Source organism: Pyramidobacter sp. YE332 (assembly GCF_033060595.1).
GTDB lineage: Bacteria > Synergistota > Synergistia > Synergistales > Dethiosulfovibrionaceae > Pyramidobacter.
On sequence record NZ_CP133038.1, the window covers coordinates 1,799,810 to 1,813,154 of the forward strand.

A 13,345-nucleotide genomic window follows, 5' to 3' on the forward strand; every position below is an offset into this window, starting at 1 on the left:
GGCGTCTGCCCCAAAAACGACATTATACCGATTTCTCACTAAAGGATTGAACTTTGCGGCGCTCCGAGGGAAAACAACAAAGCGAGCTGCGCAGACCGTACAGCGGTCGAGGCAGTCCGATCGGTTGGACTGTCTCGGGGCCCCTCGTAATTCGGTCTTTCGCCCGAGAAAGAGCATGAGACAGACTCTTTTCGTTCACAAAAAAAATCTTCCTCCGAAGAGGAAGATTTTTTTCGTACCGTTTAAATTCTAAATTGCATCAGGCGCTTTGTTTTTCGCTGGAATGCATGGTCCTGATTCCCGCGATGGACATGGCGATCCCCAGAACGATGAGGATAACCGCCAAGCAGGAAAGCAGATAGTTGGGCTGAGCGACCGCGAACCGCTCCTTCACCTCGATGATCAGCGAGAAGACCGTCGTTACAAGCATGAACCAGAAGGGAGCATACACAAAAGTATGCTTCTTTTTGAGGCCAAGCTTGACCCAGGCCGCGATGCTCAGAAGGCTCAGAGCGGCGACCATTTGGTTGGCGGCGCCGAAAATCGGCCAGATCGCCAGCCACGCCGCGATCACCTTGCCGCTCACATCGTGAGTCTTGGTGTAGACCAGGCAAAGAGCGAGGACGATAACGAAAATCGTCGCAGGATACATGCTGACTTTGCCGCCGGTAATCTCCTGGACTTGATAGCGGGCCAGACGAGTCGCCGTATCAAGAGAAGTCAGCAGGAAGCTGTTGATGGCAATGGCGCCCAAACGGGCACCGAACGTGGCGTCAAGTCCCACAAGCGTCGAGAACTTACCGAAACCCAACGAGAAAATCTGCACGGGAGAAAGTCCCTTTGCGCCTTCAAGGCCAAGCACCATCAGCGTACCGATGGAGATGACGGCCACCAGACCTTCGATCAGCATGGCGCCGTAGCCGACAAGAACGGCATCCTTCTCCTTGCGGAGCTGCTTGGACGTCGTGCCGCTGCCGACGAGGCTATGGAAACCGGAAATGGCGCCGCAGGCAACCAGGACGAACATGGCAGGCCACATGGCGCTGGAAGAGAAACCGAAGTAGCGGACGTTGGCAGCCACTACGGAAACGGTCTTGGAATCAAGCGCACTGCCGGCGAACATGCCGTACGCGCCGATGGCCACGGCAAAATACAGGAAGTAAGAGGCAAGGTAATCGCGGGGCTGAAGGAGCATCCACACCGGCAGGATGGAAGCAAAGAAAATATAAACGCCGAGGAACGCGTTCCAGAAGTTGATGTCATGGGCAAAAACGGTGTTGATCAGCCAAGGGGCCGTCTCGGCGTTCACCTTGACGCAGCCGCCGACGATCAAAGCGAGCATGACGATCGTGACAACCCAGAGAGGAACATGCCAGCGATAAATCATGAAGCCGGCGATAATCGCCAATATGATATAAAGAGAGCTGACAAACGCAACGACAGGATCAGCCGCAAACGTGCCGGCGGACATGACCAGGAAGACGGCGACGACAAGGATCAGCGTGAGGATGGTAAAACTCAGGAAAAGGAATTTCCCCGTTTTGCCGATCCATTTTTCAACGACCGCGCCGATCGACTGGCCGTCGTGGCGAAGAGAAGCAACCAGGGCGCCCATGTCGTGAGGTCCGCCGAGGAAGGTCGAACCGATGACGCACCATAAAATCGTAGGCAGCCAGCCAAACTTCATGGCTGCGGCGATGGGCCCCGTGATGGGTCCAGCGCCGGCAATCGAAGCAAAGTGGTGCCCCAGCAAGACGGCCGGATGGGCAGGACAATAGTCGATCCCATCTTCGAACTTGACAGCAGGAGTCTCGTTCGTGTCGGAAAGGCCGTACACATTCGCCATAAAGCGCCCATAAACGATGTAGCCGATGATAAATATGACAGCAGAAATACCAAACATCATTGGGAACAGCATATAAAACACACCTCCATACAATTTTTGCGCCCTTTCGTCTTGGGCGTTTTTCTATCGTGAACCGGGAGGACCTGCTTCCCCACCGGCACTCACCCCATGAGATTCCGTCGCCCCTGTGTTTTATCCCGGCGATTCCCCCTTATGAGCCAAGGCATATTTGTGCGCCGCGTCGATGAGCTGGGTAAGATCGGTCAGTCTTTTCAATGAATCTCCCAGAGGGGTATACTGATAGACCTCGACAAAGCCGTTGAATCCCATTCGGAACGATTTGCTTCTCGAAGTGGTATTCCCTTCTGGGCGGACAAAAATATAGCGTTGAAGCATCAAGCCTTTTTGGTGCCTGGCATTTTTAAACAGACACTCAAGGTCCCCATCCTCATATTTCCAGATAATATAATCATCAGCTTTATACCGCCCCACCTCGCCCAGCAGCCCCGCTTTTATGAAATCGACCCGACGATAAACTCCCGACGCGCTGCCACTTTGCCATGGCACAAAACGCCAGTCGTCCCAATAAATTTTTCCACCCGTTAAGTAGGACATATCGATCATCTCGGGCACTCTCCTGCACGATATGGTATCCATTCGACTGCATACAGCGTATTTTATCCATCTAACTTTTCAAATCTTACCACAAAAGCAAAACGCCGTATACAAGCAACTTTTCTCTTTTGGGGGTTGCAAAAATTGCACAGAGCATTTATAATCTCATACGTTGCAAACAAAAAGGGCGATTAGCTCAGTGGAAGAGCGCTTCCTTCACACGGAAGAGGTCACAGGTTCGAACCCTGTATCGCCCACCATATGGAACCAGCAAATCCGTGAGACGAATCGTCTTGCGGATTTTTTTATTCTCCGAGCCGCTGTTATCGCGGCTTCAGTATAGCATATTAATACATAAAAATCGACATGCCGGACCGCGCAAAAGTTTTAATATTCCGTGCGCCTCATGTGCTGCCCATAAAACGAACGAATTGGGCTCTCTCCTTACTTTATTATACTGGGGCAGGATTCTCCAGATCCGCGCCAACCCCTACAACATCATCGACCGGCACCGAAAAAATCGTGCTTTTCTCCGGAGATTTCTCCGCCAGGGTTCTGCTGACGGCGGACATGATCTTCGCTTTCTCTTCGCGTTGGACCAGTATCGCCAAGATTTCCATCTCATCATACAGCTTCAGCCCAAAAAAACTTTCCGTAGTTTCGTCGCCCACAGCGCGGGCCTTCATCACGGTCCCCCCGCGCGCGCCAGCGTTCCGAGCGGATTTCATGATCGAATCGACGAAACCATCTTCTGTGCTGACAATGATCAATTCATATTTGTTTTCGTTAGTCTTATACATGACGCGCTCCTCGTTTTTTTTCTCACGAACGGCTGACAGGTAACGACGCGGTATTCCCCGGTTCACGGATGAAAGCGGGATGGTAAAAAGGATCCCTCGCCCGGCGTTGCGAAGCTGCATGGCGTCCGAGATCTGGGTGATGAGGGCGGGGATCCAGGAGCGCGGGGTCAAGCCGAACACAACGACTTTTTCCTTTTCGCCGATGCCCAGGATGTCCAAGATCTCGGTGCTCGCCGTTCCCCTCCCCCAGCAGGAAAGCGTCAGGGAAACGTTTTTTCCTTTGAAGAAATTTGTGGCCTGGACCGCTTTGGTTCGGTCAACGATCGTGACCATGAGTTCCATTACGGGCAATTTCTCAGTCATTATAGGCAAGCTCCTCCGGAGTGTACTCGATAATAACGAAGTTGTCGTAGACCTTACTGACCGGCGGCTGTTTGGCAGCGGCCTTCAGACGCATGTTATACAACACGCCAAGAATCTGGATCGAAATGAGCGGCGTCATCGCCACCATGGCAACGACGCCAAACGCGTCCGTCAGGATGGAACCGCCCGCGCCTTCGCACGCGCCCATGGCCAAAGGCAGAAGAAACGTCGCCGTCATGGGACCGCTGGCAACGCCGCCGGAGTCGAAGGCGATCCCGGTAAAAATAGGGGGAACGAAAAAAGTCAAAACGAGCGCCAGCGCGTAACCCGGAATGATGATCCAGTAAATGGACAGTCCCGTAATCGCGCGCAACATCGCAAACGCAACGGAGCAGGCCACGCCGCAGGCCAAACTGACATGCATGGCTCGTTGCGAGATGGTGCCGCCGGTAATCTCTTCGACCTGCTTGTTCAGAACGTGGACGGCCGGCTCCGCGTCGACCACATAATAACCGATAATCAGTCCGAGGGGCAACAGCAGCCATCTGTACTCGGACATGGCCAGCGACTTGCCGATGAAGTGCCCGGCCGGCATGAAGCCGACGTTGACGCCGGTAAGGAAAAGCACGAGCCCGATAAACGTATAGGCGACCCCCACGACGATGCGGATCAGAGAGCCACGGCGGAAAAGGGCAAAGATCCCTTGAAAAACGACAAAAAAAGCGACAACGGGCGTCAAGGCGAGCGAGACCTCTTTCAAATAAGCGGGAATTCTCACAAAGAAGCTTTCGGCAATGTCGATCGAAGTCATCTTGTCCATCGGCACAATCGTTTGGGATGCCTCCGTTGTCTGGGGATCATAGATCATCCCCAGGAGCATCACCGTCAAGATGGGGCCGACGCTGCAGAGAGACACGAGACCGAAGCTGTCCTCCTGAGACGATTCATCGTGGCGCATCGACGCCATGCCGACGCCGAGAGAGATGATAAACGGGACGGTGATCGGTCCCGTCGTGACGCCGCCGGCGTCAAAAGCGACGGGGATAAACGACTGCGGCGTAAAGTACGCGAGAAGGAAAACCACCCCATACAGAAACAACAAAACGTGGGCGAGATCGATCTTCAACAGAGGGCGAAGCATCGCGATGACAAGAAAAACGCCGACACCGCCGGCAACCGTGATGATCAGCGTAAAATCCGAAACCGCCGGCACCTGCCCGGCCAATACCTGCAGATCCGGCTCGGCGATCGTCGTGATCAGGCCGAGCAAAAAACAGACGGGCACGGCAAAGGAGAGTTTGCGCAGCAGAGTGATCTGCTTTCCGACGCCCTCCCCCATCGGCATCATGGCCATGTCCGCGCCGAGAGAAAAAAATCCCATCCCCACGATCAAAAGCACCGCGCCGACAAGAAAAAGCATCAGTATCTCCGCAGGCATGGGGACGATCAATGCGCTCAGAGCGACGACCAAGAGAGAAATAGGCGTAACCGACTTGAGCGCCTCGCCGACCTTCCCCTTCAACTTATTCAATGCCTTCAGCCTCCCTGAAACGCTGCCGCACACGGCAGCTTTGTATTTTTGACAAAAGTGTCCCTTTTAAAAACTCGAACCTTGCGGCGTTCCGAGAGAGCCGCAAAGCGACACACACAGTATAACAAAAAAACCTCGCCGCAAGCGAGGTTTCTCGAGAAATTCAATCAACTGACAGTCAAATGGTGGGCCCACCAGGGTTCGAACCTGGAACCTCCCGGTTATGAGCCGGCAGCTCTACCCTTGAGCTATGGGCCCTCTTCAGATCATGCAGCCAGACGACGAACGTTATCCCGACTTTTCCAAGGGGAATCGAAGCCAAGCTCAAGCAGCATCAAGAGTAAGCGCGATTTTTTTCAACCGCGAGATCTACGGATAATCCCTCCTGTCGCCTCCCGTGCAGCAAAAGGCAGTCGACAAGCGAGTTTGTTCTTGAGATCGGGATAGGCTTCCATCATATTGACGGGTGCGATTCCAAATATCTGCATCACGGCGTCGGCCGACGCGATGTCCGCGTTCTTTCTCTCCGGCGTGCTGCCGTCGTGTCCCAGTCGAAGGCTGATGGGCGTGCTCCTGGCTCTGCCGCTCAGGACGGTGACGTTCTGCTGGCGCATGAGTTCAACGAGCTTGTGAGGCGAGATGTCTCTGATGCCCTTCATGCGGATGAGGTGACAGGAAAGACGTTCCAGAACCAGCGCAAGGTAACAGACGAGGAAGTGCCCGCGGATGTGTTCCGGCGTCCAGACGAAAACCGGCCTGGCATCGAGGTTGCTCTTGAGTACTCGAAAACATTCCTCGACGCGCCAAAGCCGGCGCAGGTTCGCGAAGATCTCCTGCGGGGAGGCGTCCTTGTTGGAGGTGGCGATGACGTAGAAACCCGCCTGCTTTTTACGCTTTTCGTAGAGAGAGGTGTTCACCTCGTATTCGCCTTTCTTCCCTTTCTTGCTCTTCAGAAACTGTCTTGAGCCGTGTTTCATGGATGTCTCGACGGCTGAGGCTCCCTTCGCGACCAGTTCTTTCCCCTTCGTCCACAATTCCTCCAGAACGTCCAGGTCATGGTGGTGCCGTTTCAGCGACCAAGTGACGATGATGCCTGCGTCACGTTCGGGATCCGCTCTGGCGTCCAGACGCTTCATCTTGAACACGTCCTCGTGGAACCGTTCGCTGTGCTCCCAGTTCTCCTCGGAAAGAACCCGCTCCTTCACGTCCTTTTTCAGCCGACTGATGCTCTGGGCCACGATGTAATCAAAACCCTCTTCCGCAAGGTGCTGCAAGTTGAGCTTGCAGTTGAGCCCGCGATCCGCGACGACCGTGACTTTCCCCAGTCCGGAATTTACCTTGTGCTTCCGGACGACCTGCAGCAGGGTCTTGATCTCCGACGTGTTACCGCGGAACAGCTCATAGTCAAGAGGGATGCCGTCGGCGTCAACGAGCAGTCCCATCACCACCTGCACCTCATTCGTGCGGTTCTCCTTGGACATCCCGCGCGCGCGAAGTTCGTCGGAATCAAAACTCTCGAAGTAAAACGTGGTGCAGTCGTAAAGCGCGACAGTCATCGTTCGCTCGTAGATATCCGCGATCCCCTTGTTGACGTTACGTATCAGGACATCCTTGCTCCCGCTCAGGAGCCCGAGAGTTTCGTAAAGGTCCGCCTGGGTGAGGGAAGAGAAATCGAAGACAAAGTTCCCGCGGTATTCGTGCGTCCGTTTTTTCGAACAAGGCGCCAGAATGCGCAGTGCGGCGAGGAAGAATGCGGCAAGGTCGAAGTCGAACTTGAGTCGGTGATTGCGTCGATACTGTTTGAACCAGACGTCCAGCCCAAGGCGTTCCCATAATCTGCGGTAAAGGGCGATGCCGTAGTTATAAATGCCCGCACAGTCCGGTTTATTGTTGGGTGCACATGTTGCGACCTGATCCTTAAGCGTCTGCGCTTTGAGGCGTTCTGCAAGATCTGCGTTTGCCCTCAACTCAGCAAGATCCGCCTGAATTCTTTCGTCGATGTCCGGCTCTGTGAGGCGGCGTTTGTTCAGGTCGCCGTACGTGCGGATCGTTTTTCCGGAACTGCGTTTGATGAGAGGATTGTAAGTCTCCTCGACGATGGCCGCGTAAAGTCTGCCCTTGTTTTTCATCAGTTTGATTCGGAAACTCATGCTGACCTCCGGGAGGACGATTCCTCAAGGAGTATTATAACATATTAAGCGATTCTTAAGCGTATATTCAAAAGTCATAAAAACTCCCTGCCGAAAGAGTTATTGCAAGTCTTTGCGCTTCTTCGATTTCTAAAAGTCGGGAGAGAAAAAAATCCCATCCCCACGATCAAAAGCACCGCGCCGACAAGAAAAAGCATCAGTATCTCCGCAGGCATGGGGACGATCAATGCGCTCAGAGCGACGACCAAGAGAGAAATAGGCGTAACCGACTTGAGCGCCTCGCCGACCTTCCCCTTCAACTTATTCAATGCCTTCAGCCTCCCTGAAACGCTGCCGCACACGGCAGCTTTGTATTTTTGACAAAAGTGTCCCTTTTAAAAACTCGAACCTTGCGGCGTTCCGAGAGAGCCGCAAAGCGACACACACAGTATAACAAAAAAACCTCGCCGCAAGCGAGGTTTCTCGAGAAATTCAATCAACTGACAGTCAAATGGTGGGCCCACCAGGGTTCGAACCTGGAACCTCCCGGTTATGAGCCGGCAGCTCTACCCTTGAGCTATGGGCCCTCTTCAGATCATGCAGCCAGACGACGAACGTTATTCAACCGCAATACACGAAACCGGACAGCTTTTCACAGCCTGTTCCACCGCTGCATTGCCTTCCTGGCGAATGACTTTCGCCACACCGCGCTCCTCGTCGAGAGAAAAAACGTCCGGCGCGATTTGCACGCAGACGCCGCAGCCAATGCACTTCTCCGTATCTAGGGTCACAAACATGAGCCAGTCCCCTTCCCACGACGCACAATTATAACCAGCGCCACGACATGAGTCAACCCATCATCCACCCGGAGTTCAGAAGAGCGAAACGCGCTCTTCGCCATGCAAAGAGAGCCTCAGCAAAGCTTTATATTCGCCGACGGCTTTTTCCTCCGGCTCGTCCACGGCGATAAACACGCCCATACCGACCAATTCCGCGCGAAATTCATGCACGACCTGAACCATTCCGGCAGCAGTGCTGCCGCCGTGCATGAAGTCGTCGATCAGAAGCACTTTGTCGCCGGGCGAAAGGACTTTCGTCCCCATATACATTGAGCGGACTTCGCCGCTCTGCGTCGGATAATGCACGCAGACGGCCGGCCCATCGCTGGCGCGGTTTCGAAAGCGGCACACCGCCAGAGGCACGCCCAAAGCCCTGGCCGTCGCCAGTCCAAGGGGGATCCCTTTCACCTCCGAGGTCATGATCAGAGAGGGATGAAGATCTTTGAAATCCGAAGCGAAAGCCAATCCCAAGACGTCCGTATAAACCGGATTGAAGAGGATGTCCGCATAATAGATCAGCCCTCCCGGCAGCAAACGACTGGGAGCGGAAAGGATTTTCGCGACGTTCTTCAAAAACTCTTCGCGGCGTTCCGAGGACAACGCGGGGACGAGAAAAGCCCCGCCGGTACGGCCGCGATCTACGACCAGACGGCCGTACCCTTCCCGCGTCAGGGCGTCGTTCACCATGGACACGTCGTCGCTGATCACCGTCTTCGAAACTCCGAACTCATTGGCCAGACCGGTCAGTGAAATCTGACATGACGGGGAAGAAAGAAATTTGGAAGTTATACGAATAAGCCGTTCCGTACGCTGACCTTTCATGTCGTGTCACACCTTTTCTTTTTCGATCGATTCAAAAAACAAGCACGTCCTCCACCCAGGGCAACGCGGTGCTGAAACCGCGAAAGTCGTTCTTATTCCACAAGGCAAAGGCAGAGCTGCCGCTGCCGCTGATTCCCCAGGCGATGGCCCCGGTCCGATAAAAATCGGCAAAAAGCGCTCGATATTCGCCGCGTTCCCTTAAAAGCAGATCGGAAAAATCGTTCGGCAGCAGGCCGCAGAACTCTCCGCGCACAAGCCGGTCAAAAACTTGACGCGCTTCCGAGCACGCCCGCTCGCTCGTGCTTTTCCATTCGTCATGAAAATATTCGTCCAGTCTGGCAAACATATCGGCCGTCACACAACGCCACGTCGGTATGGCGACGACGACTCGCCATTGGGCTGGGGAGGCCTGCAGCGGCGAGAGTTTTTCCCCCGCCCCCGCGCAAGCGCCGCAGAAACCCGGCTGAGCAGAAACGGAACGTCGGCGCCGATCTCCGCAGCGAATCGTCCCACGGGATACCCCGCCGACGCCAGATAATCCAAAAGCGCGGCGGCGTCGCCGCTGCCGCCGCCCAGCCCCGTTCCCGGCGGCACTCTTTTCTCGAGGCACATGTCCAGCGGCGGTACGGCGATGCCCGCAGCACGGATCCTGTCCAGCGCTTTCAAAAGAATATTGCGTCCCTGGATGCCTGACTTTGTCCGGCTAAAAATTACCCTTACATTATCCTCTACGTCCTCATTAATTGTCAAGCAATCGACCGGCCCGATTTTGAAAAAGACGGAGCACAGGTCATGATAACCGGATTGCAGCCTGCCCACAACTCGCAAAGACAGATTTATCTTGGCCCAGCAGTTCCGAAATTCCACCTCGATCAGCCTCCTGCACGCTGCGACAAAAAAAGAGGCCGGAGCCTCTTTTTGAAATAATCAGCGCCTCTTCATTCCGGAGAAGACTCTGCTTTTTAGTCTTTTTTCAAGAGAATTCTCTTTTCGCCGACGCGCCGCGTGATCCCTCTTCCGTCCATGTACTCAAGGACAGGCAGGACGAACTTGCGGCTGCTGCCCGTCAAATCCCGCACTTGCGCCAGCGTGAACCCTCCCTCGATCCGGCTCAGCCGGGCCAGAAGCGGATTGAGAATCTCGACCGCGAGGACAAACGTCCCTTCAAGAACGACGACTTCATTGTTCTTTTTCAGCTGATCCAGCAGTTTTCTAAAATCTCCGGCCGTCATGTTCAGGTTTTTCGGCAAAGCCTCGATTTCCGGCAGCTGAAAACCGCACCTGGAACAATGATCCAGCAGTTTTTTCCGCGCCTCGCTGTACGCAGAATCGTCGACGGCTGCAAACTTCGGCAGCGCCAGCACGTCTCCGTCAACTCTGAACCGGCTCTGCTCGACGGCCTTTTCCAGGATCAGGCGGCCGATTTTCCGTTCCGACTCAGAGAAGACCTGATTGATCAGCGATTCCGGCGCGATCCCGCGCTGGTGCGGATAAGCGGCATGGAACGCCTTCGCTGCGGCACGAAGTTTTTCCACGGCGTTCCGATAGCTTTCCGCCGAAAAGATCATGCCGTCGCCGACGTGGAGACGCACCAATTTGCCGCCGCTTTCCAGCTTCTCGAGGACCGCGGCAAGGTCCTGACGGCGCTCTTGCGCCTGCACCATGAGTTCGCTCATGGAAAGGCTCCCCTCGAAGTTCACGATCGCGCCGACCCGTTCCTCGCGGGTCAACGTCCCGCTGAGCGCGACCAGACGGTCGCGTTCCGATTCGCGGCGTTTCCTGCCCGAGGGGCGGCTCGCATAGGGGACGAGCACTTCTCCGCCGCCGATCGTCCGCAGCGGGCTGTAAAAGCGGATCACAAAGCGCTGCCCCAGCGAAGCGACCACCGGCTCTTCCAGAACCAGCTGAACGGGGGCGGTCTGACCGGGACGGAGATTTTTTTCGTCGAGCAGGGAAACTCTGGCCAGGACGTCGGACGTGCCGATGTGAAGCCGGACGCGCTGCCAATGTTCCAGAGGTTCGGGAACGAAGCCGAGCAGTTTGAGCATCACGTCAAGACACGATGTCGCTTTGTAGACGCCGTCCGCGCAGACGACGTCGCCGTGCCGGATCTCATTCAGATCGAGATCGTTCAGGCACATGGCGACGCGCTGTCCGGCATAGGCGGACTCGACGGTTTTCCCGTGGACCTGCACCGAGCGCACGCGCGATCTCCGCCCGGAAGGATAGACTTCGATCTCCTCGCCGGGAGCAATGCTCCCTTTGTAGGCCGTACCGGTGACGACCGTGCCGAATCCCGCCACGGGAAACGCTCGGTCGATCGGCATGAAGTAAGCGCCGCTGCGCTCCCGCGGCTTTACCTGATCCACCAGACGCTCCAGCGCGCGCCGTAATTCGTCGATGCCGGCGCCGGTCACCGAAGAGACGCTCACGACCGGGCAGCCCTCGAGGAACGTGCCGGCCGTCAGAGTGCGGACGTCCTCTTCGACGAGTGCGAGCATCTCTTCGTCGACCAGATCCTTTTTCGTGATGGCGACGATGCCGTGCTGAACGCCAAGCAGGCACAGGATGTCCAGATGTTCCCGCGTCTGCGGCATCACGCCTTCGTCCGCAGCGACGACCAGCATGACCGCGTCGACGCCGGAAGCTCCCGACACCATCTGCCGGATGAAACGGTCATGACCGGGAACGTCGATCAGGCTGATCACGCGCTCGCTGGGCAGGACCAGCGGCGCGAATCCCAGTTCGATCGTGATGCCGCGTTTTTTCTCTTCGCCCAAACGATCGCAGTCGATTCCCGTCAGAGCTTTGACCAACTGCGTTTTGCCATGGTCGATGTGCCCCGCGGTTCCGACCACGAGCGAAATTTCGCGCCGGCTCATCGTTCCGTCACCAGAGCTTCTCTCAGCGAATTCATCAAGACGCTCTCGTTCTCGGCCGGGAGCGTGCGCATATGGAGCAAAAGCTCATTGCTGCGCGCTCCGGCGACGACGGGCAGAGTACAGCGGCGCAGGCGTTCCTGCAGAATGCCGGCGTTTAAATTCTCGTTGGCCGGAAGCAGCGAAACCGCCCAGCCCGGCAGCGGACGTTCCGGATAAGCGCCGCCGCCGACCGCGTCTTCGACCGGCACGACTTTCGTCTGCAGACAGAAATCGGCCAGTTCGGCATCGATCCTTTTTTTCAACCGGACGGCGCGGGCTTTCAGTTCGTCCGCGGGAACGGCGATCATGCCGAGCGAAGGAATCTTTTTCCAGTCGCCGCGAAGATAGAGGCGAAGCGTCGCTTCCATGGCCGCCAGCGTCATTTTGTCGCAGCGCAGAGCGCGCAGCAGCGGGTATTTGCGGATCCGGTCGACGATCTCTTTCTTGCCGACGATGGCGCCGATCTGCGGACCGCCGAGAAGCTTGTCGCCCGAAAAAGTGACGACATCGACGCCGGCTTTCAGACACTCGTTCACGGTCGGCTCGCCCTCGAGCCCCAGCGTCTGAGCGTCCACAAGAATGCCGCTTCCCAGATCCTCCACCATCATCAGTCCCTTAGCGTGGGCCAGTTCGGCCAGATCCTCCCGAAGCGGCAGGGACACGTACCCCGTGATGCGGAAATTCGACGGATGGACTTTGAGCAGCATCGCTGTCTCTTCGCCGATCGCGTTTTCGTAATCCTTCAGATGAGTGCGGTTCGTGCAGCCGACCTCCACCAGGCGGGTCCCCGCGAAACTCATGATGTCGGGGATGCGGAACGAGCCGCCGATCTCCACCAGCTCCCCGCGGGACACGACCGCTTCCTTTTTGCCGGCCAGCGCGGCGAGCACCAGCAGCACCGCGCCCGCGTTGTTGTTCACGACGAGCGCGGCTTCGGCTCCCGTCAGCTGGCAAAGGAGCCATTCCACGTGGAAATTTCTCTGCCCGCGCGCGCCGCTTTCGAGATTGTACTCGAGCGTGCTGTACCCGCAGGCGGCGGCGCGCGCCGCCTCGGCCGCTTCGGCGGAAAGGCAGGAGCGTCCGAGATTCGTGTGCACCACGACGCCGGTGCAATTCAGCACGGGACGCAGACTGGGACGCAGCCGGCGTTTCAACTCCTGACGCAGTTCCGCAAAAAAAACGTCGTCGTCAAAATTCAGCACCTCTCTGTCGAGGATCATGTCGCGCCAGCGTTCCAGAGCGTCGCGGCACAGATGCTTGAGACTGTCGCGGTCGATAATGCCGCCGAATTCGCCCAAGCGGCCGTCGGTGAGGATTTTTTCCATGGAAGGGAGTGAACGCATCAACTCCTGGACGGACTCGACCTTACGCTGCTTCTTAACCAATATGAACACGCTCCCACAGTAAATTTCGAGTAGCATTTTCAACCTTGAATGCTATAATCATTATTGTTGTCATTTATTATCTCACGAATATCGG

At 56.1% G+C, this 13,345-nt stretch carries 12 protein-coding genes and 3 tRNA genes; 1 reads left to right on the forward strand and 14 read right to left on the reverse strand.

The window, feature by feature from the left end:
• Nucleotides 1-259 precede the first annotated feature (259 nt).
• Both RAH42_RS08485 and RAH42_RS08490 read right to left on the reverse strand, forming a co-directional pair.
• Nucleotides 260-1,918, reverse strand: a complete 1,659-nt coding sequence (locus RAH42_RS08485; RefSeq protein WP_078015154.1) for a carbon starvation CstA family protein — start codon at nt 1,916-1,918, stop codon at nt 260-262.
• A 120-nt stretch (nt 1,919-2,038) separates the two neighbouring features.
• Nucleotides 2,039-2,470 (reverse strand): hypothetical protein, encoded by a 432-nt coding sequence (locus RAH42_RS08490; RefSeq protein ID WP_078015155.1) that lies wholly within the window; start codon nt 2,468-2,470, stop codon nt 2,039-2,041.
• Nucleotides 2,471-2,646: 176 nt separating this feature from the next.
• On the opposite strand from RAH42_RS08490, the gene RAH42_RS08495 reads away from it, so the two are divergent.
• Nucleotides 2,647-2,721, forward strand: a tRNA-Val gene (locus RAH42_RS08495).
• 192 nt (nt 2,722-2,913) lie between these two features.
• Here the strand turns inward: RAH42_RS08495 and RAH42_RS08500 are convergent.
• The 12 genes from RAH42_RS08500 to selA all read right to left on the reverse strand — a co-directional run bounded on the left by RAH42_RS08500 (nt 2,914) and on the right by selA (nt 13,209).
• Entirely contained in the window at nt 2,914-3,624 is a 711-nt protein-coding gene (locus RAH42_RS08500) for a hypothetical protein (protein WP_078015156.1), read from the reverse strand.
• Complete coding sequence (locus tag RAH42_RS08505; RefSeq protein ID WP_240496078.1) at nt 3,617-5,155, reverse strand: DUF1538 domain-containing protein; 1,539 nt, start codon at nt 5,153-5,155, stop codon at nt 3,617-3,619. Before RAH42_RS08505 ends, RAH42_RS08500 begins: the two co-directional genes overlap by 8 nt.
• A gap of 183 nt (nt 5,156-5,338) precedes the next feature.
• Nucleotides 5,339-5,413 (reverse strand) — tRNA-Ile (locus RAH42_RS08510).
• Nucleotides 5,414-5,511: 98 nt separating this feature from the next.
• Nucleotides 5,512-7,305 carry an IS1634 family transposase gene (locus RAH42_RS08515; RefSeq protein ID WP_317539261.1) on the reverse strand — a complete coding sequence of 598 codons (1,794 nt, stop codon included), beginning with the start codon at nt 7,303-7,305 and terminating at the stop codon, nt 5,512-5,514.
• A gap of 74 nt (nt 7,306-7,379) precedes the next feature.
• On the reverse strand, nt 7,380-7,613 hold the full coding sequence (locus RAH42_RS08520; protein WP_317539262.1) for a hypothetical protein: 234 nt from the start codon (nt 7,611-7,613) through the stop codon (nt 7,380-7,382).
• 183 nt (nt 7,614-7,796) lie between these two features.
• Nucleotides 7,797-7,871, reverse strand: a tRNA-Ile gene (locus RAH42_RS08525).
• 30 nt (nt 7,872-7,901) lie between these two features.
• Nucleotides 7,902-8,081: a ferredoxin gene (locus tag RAH42_RS08530; RefSeq protein ID WP_078015158.1), complete on the reverse strand. Its 180-nt coding sequence runs from the start codon at nt 8,079-8,081 to the stop codon at nt 7,902-7,904.
• A 75-nt stretch (nt 8,082-8,156) separates the two neighbouring features.
• Nucleotides 8,157-8,945, reverse strand: coding sequence for a phosphoribosyltransferase family protein (locus RAH42_RS08535; protein WP_078015159.1), 789 nt, complete (start codon nt 8,943-8,945; stop codon nt 8,157-8,159).
• Between the two features lie 31 nt (nt 8,946-8,976).
• Nucleotides 8,977-9,303: a hypothetical protein gene (locus RAH42_RS08540; protein ID WP_317539263.1), complete on the reverse strand. Its 327-nt coding sequence runs from the start codon at nt 9,301-9,303 to the stop codon at nt 8,977-8,979.
• Nucleotides 9,300-9,812: a hypothetical protein gene (locus tag RAH42_RS08545; RefSeq protein ID WP_317539264.1), complete on the reverse strand. Its 513-nt coding sequence runs from the start codon at nt 9,810-9,812 to the stop codon at nt 9,300-9,302. Before RAH42_RS08545 ends, RAH42_RS08540 begins: the two co-directional genes overlap by 4 nt.
• Nucleotides 9,813-9,907: 95 nt before the next feature.
• Nucleotides 9,908-11,827 carry a selenocysteine-specific translation elongation factor gene (gene selB, locus RAH42_RS08550; protein WP_078015161.1) on the reverse strand — a complete coding sequence of 640 codons (1,920 nt, stop codon included), beginning with the start codon at nt 11,825-11,827 and terminating at the stop codon, nt 9,908-9,910.
• Nucleotides 11,824-13,209, reverse strand: coding sequence for an L-seryl-tRNA(Sec) selenium transferase (selA, locus tag RAH42_RS08555; RefSeq protein ID WP_078015162.1), 1,386 nt, complete (start codon nt 13,207-13,209; stop codon nt 11,824-11,826). The genes selB and selA overlap by 4 nt, the downstream gene beginning before the upstream one ends.
• Between the last annotated feature and the right edge of the window lie 136 nt (nt 13,210-13,345).